The organism is Acidovorax sp. FG42 (genome assembly GCF_057809195.1).
The window spans coordinates 107744-116449 of sequence record NZ_JBMDJM010000020.1; the positions used below are offsets into that span (position 1 = coordinate 107744).

Here is an 8706-nt window from a genome sequence, read left to right on the forward strand (position 1 = left end):
CCCAAAAGAAAGGCGACCCCACTGTCTGCGTCCCCTGCGCTTCGCTCCGGGGCAACCTGCGGTGCTCGGGTTTGGCGGGGTCTCGCTCAACTCGCGCCGCTGCGCGTCGCTCAGACACACGCGAGCCCTGATCCGCCAAACCCTGCGCTCCTCGGCGCATCCAGAGGGGCCAGGGGAGCAGAACATCCACACGGGCCATCGCTGCGCTCGGCCCCGAATCGCGGGGGCAAGCGCCGCGCGCTGCGCAGCCTGGGCCGGGCAAAGCGATGGCCCGAATGGATGTTGGCTGTTCGGCTGTTCGGCTGCCCCACCCCTGCTGGCTGCGCCTGCGGCGGGGCGGTTGTGGGGTGGCACGCGCGTCGGAGCGCGCGTGCATCGTGCTCTGACTCGCCGTGGCTGTCCGAGCGGCGCGCGCCAGCGCAGAGCGAGTTCCACGGCGCACCCCACAACCGCCCCGCCGCAGGTTTGCCCCTTCGCACAGCGAAGGGGTCGCAGACTGGGGGTCGCCTTTTCTTTGGTGACTTTCTTTTGGCGAAGCAAAAGAAAGTTACTCGCAAGCCGGGCGACTCCCGGCCTCCGCACTCAAACCAGGCACACCACCTGATAAGCAAGTAGCCTTGCGAATAGCCAAAAACAAAAGCGGCCAGCACCTGCACCCCAGGCACCAGCCGCCCCAATACAAAAACAAACCTCAAGCCGCGAGGATCAGCTTCTCCAGCTTCACAGCATCCACCGCAAACGCCCGAATCCCCTCAGCCAGCTTCTCGGTCGCCATCGCATCTTCATTCAGCGCAAACCGGAACCCCGCCTCGTCATAGTTCACCGCAGGCAAGTCCATGCCCTTGGCAGCCTCCGCATCCAACGCCCGCTGCAACGGTGCATCACTCGCAGCCAACTGCGCCAACAGCTCGGGCGCAATGGTCAGCAGGTCGCACCCGGCCAGCGCCGTGATCTGCCCCACATTGCGGAAGCTCGCGCCCATCACCTCGGTGGCAATGCCAAAACGCTTGTAGTGGTTGTAGATCTGCGTGACGGACTGCACGCCCGGGTCGTTGGCGCCCGCGCGCGCGGCCTCGTCCCAGCTCGCACCCGCCTGCTTCTTGTACCAGTCGTAAATACGGCCCACAAAGGGCGAGATCAGCTGCACCTTGGCCTGGCCGCAGGCCACGGCCTGGGCAAAAGAGAACAGCAGCGTGAGGTTGGTGTGGATGCCCTTGCGCTCCAGCTGGGCGGCGGCCTGGATGCCTTCCCACGTGGCCGCGATCTTGATGAGCACGCGGTCGATGTGGATGCCTTCGGCCTGGTACAGCTCGATGATGCGCTCGGCGCGCGTGACGGTGGCGCTGGTGTCAAAGCTCAGGCGGGCGTCCACTTCGGTGGAAACACGGCCGGGCACGTGGGTCAGGATCTCGCAACCAAAACGCACCAGCAGGCGGTCGATCACCTCGTCCATCGCACGCCCTTGCCACTTGGCGACGGTGTCCTTGAGCAGCGGCGCGTATTCGGGCTTTTGCACCGCCTTGAGAATCAGCGAGGGATTGGTCGTGGCGTCCTGCGGACGGAACTGGGCCAGTTGCAGAAAGTCGCCGGTGTCGGCAACCACGGTGGTGAACTGTTTGAGGGCGTCGAGTTGGTTCGTCATGGCGCCATTATTCCGCATTGGTCCGGGCGCCTTCGGTACTACCAACCACTGATACGCCGTGGGCACCCAGGCTCAGCTGCACCGCGTCGCCCACAGCCAGCACATCGTCCAGGTCGGACGACACCACAAAGATGTGGCCCAGCGCGGTCTCGAAGGTGTATTCGTACACGGCGCCCAGGTAGGCCCGCTTGCCCAGCCGCGCGGGCAGCAGGCCCTCGCCCTGGCGGTGAATGCGCCAGGCCTCCGGCCGCACCGCCACCTTCACCGGGCCGCTCTTCACCGCCATGCGGGGGCGCAGCACCAGTGGGCCGAGCGCCACCGTGCCGTCAGCGTCGGCCACGGCCGGGAACAGCATGGCCTCGCCCATGAAGCCCGCGACGAATTCGCTGTGCGGGGTTTCATACAGTGCACGGGGCGAGCCCTTTTGCGCAATCAGGCCCTGGTTCATCACGATGATCTGGTCGCTCACCGCCATGGCCTCGGCCTGGTCGTGCGTGACGTAGGCCACCGTGAGCGACAGGCGCTGCTGCAGCGCACGGATCTCTTCGCGCATCTCGCGGCGCAGGCGGGCGTCGAGGTTGGACAAGGGCTCGTCAAACAGCAGCACCTCGGGCTCCAGCACCAGCGCACGGGCCAGGGCCACACGCTGCTGCTGCCCACCCGAGAGTTCACTGGGCAGGCGGTCGTCATAGCCCACCAGGCCCACGCCGCGCAGCGCCTCCACGGCCTTGGTGCGAGCCTGCTCCTTGGGCTGGCCCGACATGCGCAGGCCGTACATCACGTTCTCCACCACATTCATGTGCGGGAACAACGCGTAGCTCTGGAACATCATGCTCACGTTGCGTTGCGCGGGGCCCAGCGTGGTCACGTCCTGGCCTGCGATGAATATCTCGCCCGAAGTGGGCGATTCCAGCCCCGCAATCATGCGCAAGGTGGTCGTCTTGCCGCAGCCCGAAGGGCCGAGGATGGTGGTGAGCGTGCCGCGTGGCACCTCAAAGCTGATGCCCTTGACGGCCAGGGCCGCGCTGCTGTCGCTGCCGTAGCGCTTGGTGATGTTGCGGAACACGATGCCCGCGTCATTGTTGTTCATGGCGTGTTTTCTTTTTTCAGAGGGGGTCAGTGCGCAGCGGGAGCGGCTCCACGGCGGCCCAGTTTGCGGTCACCCACCAGCAGCTGAATGAGTCCGATGGAGGCCGACATAAGGACGATGAGCACCGTGCAGTACGCCAGCGCCACGCCATAGTCGCCATTGCCCACGCGGCCGATGATGTAGGTGGTGGCCAGCTCGTTCTCGGCCGTGACCAGGAAGATCACCGCGCTCACGGTGGTGATGGCACGCACAAAGCTGTAGACCAGTGCAGCCACCAGCGCGGGCTTGAGCAGCGGCAGCACCACATGGCGCAGCGTCTGCACGCTGCCTGCGCGCAGCATGACGGACGCCTCATCCAGCGACCGGTCGAGTTGCTTGAACGCCGCCGTGCCCGCCCGCACGCCCACCGGCAGGTTACGGAACATGAAGCACAACACGATGATGAGGGCGGTGCCCGTCAGCTCGAACGGCGGCACGTTGAACGCCAGGATGTAGCTCACGCCCAGCACCGTGCCGGGAATGGCAAAAGCCAGCAGCGCTGCAAACTCGAACGCGCCCTGCCCCCGGAACTCGGTGCGCGCCAGCAGCCACGCAATGCCGATGCCCAGCGTGGCCGTGAGTGGCGCCGAGATGGCGGCGAGCTTGAGCGTGGTGAAGAACGAGTTCCACGCCGTGCCCGCCCACACCACACCAAACTCGCCCCATTCCACGCTGAACGCGGTACGGAAATGCGCCAGCGTGATGGTGTAGTCGCGCCCCCAGGTCTGCACAAAGCCACCGGCCAGCGCAAACAGGTACACGATCAGGGTGAACGCCATCCAGGGCAGTGCAATCGAGTGCACCACGCGGCGCACGCCCGTCGGCAGCGGCATGGCGATGCCCGCATCGCCCTTGCCCGATACAGTGGTGAAGTTCTGCTTGCCCAGCAAGCCGCGCTGGATGGCGAACACGGTGAGCGCAAAGAACGTGAGGATCCAGGCCAGCGACGCGGCACGGCCCTGGTCATACTGCGCACCCACGATGGCAAAGAAGATTTCGGTGGACAGCACCGAGAACTGCCCGCCCACCACGATGGGGTTGCCGAAATCCGCCATGCTTTCGATGAAGCCCACCAAAAACGCATTGGCCAGGCCCGGCTTGAGCAGCGGCAGGGTCACGGTCATGAAGGTGCGGTGCGGGCTGGCACGCAGCGTTTGCGCGGCCTCTTCCAGACTGGGCGCCACGCCCTGCACCACGCCACGCATGATCATGAAAGCAATGGGTGTGAAGGCAAAGGTCTGCGCCACCCACACGCCCAGCCAGCCGTAGAACCAGCGCGACGGCGTGATGCCAAACGCGTATTCCAGAAACTGGTTGAACACCCCCGCACGGCCGAACAGCAGGATGAGCCCCAGGCCCACCACAAACGGCGGCGTGATGATGGGCAGCAGCGCCACGATGTTCAGCGGCCGCGCATAGCGGCGCGATGCGCGCTCGGCCATCAGCGCCATGAAGGTGCCCAGCAGCGTGGTGCTGGTGGCCGTCATCAAGCCCAGGAACAGCGTGTTCCAGGCCACACCGCAGCGCTGGCCGCCCGCCAGGCACGACAGGCTGAAATTGCGCTCGTGCGCGATGCGCTCCCACACCACGGCCAGCGAGAACGGGCCGTCCTCCAGAAAAAACGCAGCCGACAGCGCCTTGAGCACCGGGAACACGATGAACAGCGCGAGCAGGCTGCCACAGCCCACCACTGCAGCCGCCACGAACAGGTCGCCCTTGAAGAAGCCGCGCCGCGCCACCCCAAAAGACAGCAGCACCAGCAGCGCCGACAGCACCACAAACCCGCCCCAGCCCATGCCGGGCTGGCGCGCGCCCAGTTCGCCCAGGCTGTTGTTCATCCATTCAAACGCCCAGCCGCGCGCGCCAATCGCAAAGCCGCTGAGCAGCAGGGCCGCCAGCCCCAGCGCACCCCCCGCCACCAGCAGGGCACCCTGCTTGCGCCCGGCGGGCAGGCAGGCCCCCAGGCCCGCCACCACCAGCCCGGCGAGGCCCAGCCACAGCCAGGGGCGCCCGAACAAGGCCGCCTGCATCAGCCCGTTGGCCGCCTGCTCGCTGCTGAAGACCTGGCCCACCGCCAGCAGGCCATTGGCGTCCTGCTGTGCATACCAGGGGAACACCAGGTACCCCAGCACGCCCATGGCCAGCCAGACCCATAAGGGCCGGTTGACCGAGGCACCGGGAGTCCTGGTCCGAAGGGTTGCGTGCGCCGCCGCTGCTGCCGACACCACCACCCCTTAGCGCGTTGCGTTTTGCACGTCTTTTTCCCAGCGCGCAATCAGGCGGCGACGCTCGGCGCTGGCGCCGTATTTGGCGTAGTCGTAGTTGATGAGCTTCATCTTGGCCGGATCGGTCATGCGCGGGTCTTTGGGCACCTGCGTGTTGCTGGGCAGCTGGAACTGCTTGGCCGCCAGGCCAAACTGCTGACCACCCGGCGTGAGCGCCCATTCATAGAACTTCTTGGCGGCCTCGGTGTTGGGGCCGTTCTTGACGATGCTCATGGAGCCCACCTCGGCGCCGGTACCTTCAGAAGGTGTGACCGAGCCCACTGGGAAGCCGTTGACCGCCTCGGTGGTCACGTCGTGCACGAAGCTCACGGACACCGTGGTCTCGCCGCGTGCAACCGCCTTGACAGGCGCCGTGCCTGAACGGGTGTACGCGCTGATGTTGGGGTGCAGGGCCTTGAGGTATTCAAACGCCTTTTCCTCGCCCATGATCTGCACCAGCGTGGCGATCATGGTGTAGGCGGTGCCGCTAGAGGCCGGGTTGGCCATCTGGACCTCGCCCTTGAATTCGGGCTTGAGCAGGTCGGCCCATGACTGGGGCGGGTTGAGCTTGCGCTTGGCCAGCAGCTCCTTGTTGTAGCCAAAACCCAGCGGGCCCAGGTACACGCCCACGGTGCGGTACTTGGAATCGGCCGCCTGCTTTTGTGCCCAAGGGTACAGCTGCGCCAGCTGGGGCGACTTGTATTCGAGCGTCAGGCCCTGCTCGGCCGCCTGCAGATGCGGGTCGCCTGTGCCGCCAAACCAGATGTCGGTCTTGGGGTTGGCGCGCTCGGCGTTGAGCTGCGCCAGCGCCTCGCCCGAGCCCTTGGCCGTCATGTTGACCTTGGTGCCAGTGGTCTTGGCGTACACCGTGGACATCAGGTTGCACCACTCGGCCTGCACCGAGCAGATGATGTTGACCTGGCCCTGGGCCCAGCTGCCCGATGCAGCGGCCACAAGGGCCGCACCGGCCAGAAGTTTTGTCAGCAAGGGTTTGCGCATGGAAGGCTCCTCAGTATCTGGATAACGTGATGGAGGATGCTATGCGTGCAGGGCCTGCCCGAGCCAGGGGGGAAACGCCCAGGCCCCGTGCAAGCAGGTTGAAAGGCAGGGATTGCGCGGACCCCATACCTTTGGGAACCGAGTTACATTAAACGCAGATGGCCCCACCACCGCGCACACAGCCGGTAGATGAAGCGTCCACCCAAGCCCTTTCCAAGGCCCCCTGCGCAGCCTGCCCTGCCTTCACAGACTGACATGCTCGACCGCATCACCGCCTCCCTGCCCTCGCTGGCCCCCGCCGAACAGCGCGTGGCCAAGCTGGTGCTGACCGACCCCCGCACCTTCGCCCGCCTGCCCGTGCGCGAGCTGGCCGAGCGCGCGCATGTGAGCAAGCCCACCGTGGTGCGCTTTTGCCGCAGCATGGGTTACGACGGGCTGGCGGACTTCAAGCTCAAGCTGGCAGGCAGTGTGAGCGAAGGCGTGCCCTTCATCCACCGCAGTGTGGATGCCGACGACAAGACCGGTGATGTGCTGGTGAAAGTGGTGGACAACGCCGTGGCAGCGTTCCTGCAATACCGCAACGCGGCCAGCACCGTGGCCATCGAACGTGCGGCCGACGCGATTGCGGACACCTGGAAGAAGGGCAAGCGCATCGAGTTCTACGGCGTGGGCAACTCGGGCATCGTGGCGCAGGACGCGCAGCACAAGTTTTTCCGCCTGGGCGTGACCTCCATCTCCAGCAGCGACGGCCACATGCAGGTGATGAGCGCCACCCTGCTGGGGCCAGGCGACTGCGCCGTGATCATCTCCAACTCGGGCCGCACCCGCGACCTGATGGACGCGGCAGACATCGCCCGCCGCAACGGCGCCACCACCATCGTCATCACCGCCAGCGGCTCGCCCCTGGCCAGCACCTGCCAGATCCATCTGGCGGCCGACCACCCCGAGGGCTACGACCGCTACAGCCCCATGGTGTCTCGCCTCATGCACTTGCTCATCATCGACGTGCTGGCCACCTGCGTGGCGCTGCGCATCGGCAGCTCGCTGCAGCCGATCCTGCAGCAGATGAAGGAAAACCTGCGGGCCAAGCGTTACGCGTAAATCCTGGCCGTCAGGCCAGGCCGGCCCACGCCTTCTCAGTCCAGCGTGACACCCGCTTCGCGAATCACCTTGCCCCACTTGGTCGTTTCGGCCGCAAGAAAAGCGTCGCACGCCTCGGGCGTGGTGCCTTCACCAAAGGTCCCCATGGTGTCGAGTTTGGCCTTGGTTTCATCACTCTGGATGATGGCGTTCACGGCGTCCGACATGCGCTTGACGACGTCGCGCGGCGTCCCTGCGGGTGCAATCATGCTGGCCCAGGTACTGCCCAGCATGCCGGGCACGCCTTGCTCGATGAAGGTCGGCACGTCAGGCAGCATGGGCAAGCGCTTTTCGCTGGCTACGCCGATGAGGGTGATGCGGCCTGCCTTGGCGGGCTGGATCAGGTTGGGCGGAGGGTCGAGGAACAAGGGCACCTGGCCGCCGAGCAAGTCCGTCAACGCCGGGGCTGCGCCGCGGTAAGGAATATGGACCATGAAGGTCTTGGTCAGTGACTTGAGCAGCTCGCTGGTGAGGTGCGCGGCAGAGCCTGTGCCTGATGAGGCAAAACTCACCTTGCCCGGGTTGGCCTTGGCATAGGCCACGAGTTCCTTCACCGTCTTGAACGGTGCATTGGGCGCCACCGCCGCCACCAACGGAGAAACACCCAGCAGCGACACGCCCATCAGGTCCTTGCGCGGGTTGTAGGGCAGCTTGGGGTAGAGCGTGGTGTTGGCGGTAAAGGCCGGAATGACCACACCAAAGGTGTGACCGTCCGGGGTGGACTTGGCGACGGCATCCACGCCGATGATGCTGTTCGCGCCGGGTTTGTTGTCGATGACAACCGACTGACCGAATTGCTTTTGCAGGCCTACCGTCAGCAGACGCGCCATCTGGTCGGTAAACCCGCCCGCCGTGTACGGCACGATGATGCGAATCGGGCGGCTGGGCCAACTGGTTTGGGCCAGTGCTGGCAATGCCGCACTGGCCAGCGCTGCGCCGGTGGCCTGGACAAGCCTGCGACGGGAAAGGAATGTGGTCATGGTTTTGTCTCCTGCTGATTTATAGGTATAAAAAGCAGCCTCAGCACTCGTCGAACAAGCGCCAAAAGCTATATTTTTTATAGCACTCAGATCCCATTGAATGGGCTGTGCCTGTGATCTGCGGGGCTCAGACGGCCTTGACCAGTTCAGGCACAGCCGTGAACAGATCCGCTTCCAGCCCGTAGTCGGCCACACTGAAGATCGGCGCCTCAGGGTCCTTGTTGATCGCCACGATCACCTTGGAGTCCTTCATGCCCGCCAAGTGCTGGATAGCACCCGAGATACCGGCGGCCACATACAGCTGCGGTGCCACGATCTTGCCCGTCTGGCCCACTTGCCAGTCGTTCGGTGCGTAGCCTGCGTCCACCGCCGCGCGGCTGGCACCCAGGGCGGCGCCCAGCTTGTCGGCCAGGGGCGTCATGACTTCGTCGAACTTTTCCTTGCTGCCCAGCGCACGACCACCGGAGACGATGATCTTGGCAGCGGTCAGCTCGGGGCGGTCGCTCTTGGCGATTTCGCTGCCCACAAAGCTGCTCTTGCCGGCATCTGCTG

General features: G+C 65.3%; 7 protein-coding genes. 1 reads left to right on the forward strand and 6 read right to left on the reverse strand.

Translation table 11 applies throughout. The annotated features are described in order from the left end of the window. Positions 1-691 precede the first annotated feature (691 nt). The 4 genes from tal to ACODSM_RS19140 all read right to left on the reverse strand — a co-directional run bounded on the left by tal (position 692) and on the right by ACODSM_RS19140 (position 6034). Positions 692-1642, reverse strand: coding sequence for a transaldolase (gene tal / locus ACODSM_RS19125; protein ID WP_116748975.1), 951 nt, complete (start codon positions 1640-1642; stop codon positions 692-694). Between the two features lie 7 nt (positions 1643-1649). After that, positions 1650-2732 carry an ABC transporter ATP-binding protein gene (locus tag ACODSM_RS19130; RefSeq protein WP_444825990.1) on the reverse strand — a complete coding sequence of 361 codons (1083 nt, stop codon included), beginning with the start codon at positions 2730-2732 and terminating at the stop codon, positions 1650-1652. A gap of 26 nt (positions 2733-2758) precedes the next feature. Beyond that, positions 2759-4909, reverse strand: a complete 2151-nt coding sequence (locus ACODSM_RS19135) for an ABC transporter permease (protein WP_235511552.1) — start codon at positions 4907-4909, stop codon at positions 2759-2761. A 96-nt stretch (positions 4910-5005) separates the two neighbouring features. Next, complete coding sequence (locus tag ACODSM_RS19140; RefSeq protein ID WP_121943770.1) at positions 5006-6034, reverse strand: ABC transporter substrate-binding protein; 1029 nt, start codon at positions 6032-6034, stop codon at positions 5006-5008. Between the two features lie 255 nt (positions 6035-6289). On the opposite strand from ACODSM_RS19140, the gene ACODSM_RS19145 reads away from it, so the two are divergent. Further along, positions 6290-7135 (forward strand): MurR/RpiR family transcriptional regulator, encoded by an 846-nt coding sequence (locus ACODSM_RS19145; RefSeq protein ID WP_015012602.1) that lies wholly within the window; start codon positions 6290-6292, stop codon positions 7133-7135. A 35-nt stretch (positions 7136-7170) separates the two neighbouring features. Here ACODSM_RS19145 and ACODSM_RS19150 read toward each other — a convergent pair whose 3' ends face one another. Both ACODSM_RS19150 and ACODSM_RS19155 read right to left on the reverse strand, forming a co-directional pair. Then, the gene (locus ACODSM_RS19150; protein WP_488806545.1) at positions 7171-8154 is read right to left on the reverse strand and encodes a tripartite tricarboxylate transporter substrate binding protein; all 984 of its coding nucleotides are present in this window, start codon (positions 8152-8154) and stop codon (positions 7171-7173) included. A 127-nt stretch (positions 8155-8281) separates the two neighbouring features. Next, on the reverse strand, positions 8282-8706 hold a 425-nt coding region (locus ACODSM_RS19155), incomplete at its 5' end, for an electron transfer flavoprotein subunit alpha/FixB family protein (protein WP_488806546.1).

Bases quoted from the DNA above. Each gene is read 5' to 3' on its own strand.
- ACODSM_RS19130 (WP_444825990.1), bottom strand. From the start codon at position 2,732: ATGAACAACAATGACGCGGGCATCGTGTTCCGCAACATCACCAAGCGC.
- ACODSM_RS19145 (WP_015012602.1), top strand. From the start codon at position 6,290: ATGCTCGACCGCATCACCGCCTCCCTGCCCTCGCTGGCCCCCGCCGAA.
- ACODSM_RS19135 (WP_235511552.1), bottom strand. From the start codon at position 4,909: ATGGGCGTGCTGGGGTACCTGGTGTTCCCCTGGTATGCACAGCAGGAC.
- ACODSM_RS19140 (WP_121943770.1), bottom strand. From the start codon at position 6,034: ATGCGCAAACCCTTGCTGACAAAACTTCTGGCCGGTGCGGCCCTTGTG.
- ACODSM_RS19150 (WP_488806545.1), bottom strand. From the start codon at position 8,154: ATGACCACATTCCTTTCCCGTCGCAGGCTTGTCCAGGCCACCGGCGCA.
- tal (WP_116748975.1), bottom strand. From the start codon at position 1,642: ATGACGAACCAACTCGACGCCCTCAAACAGTTCACCACCGTGGTTGCC.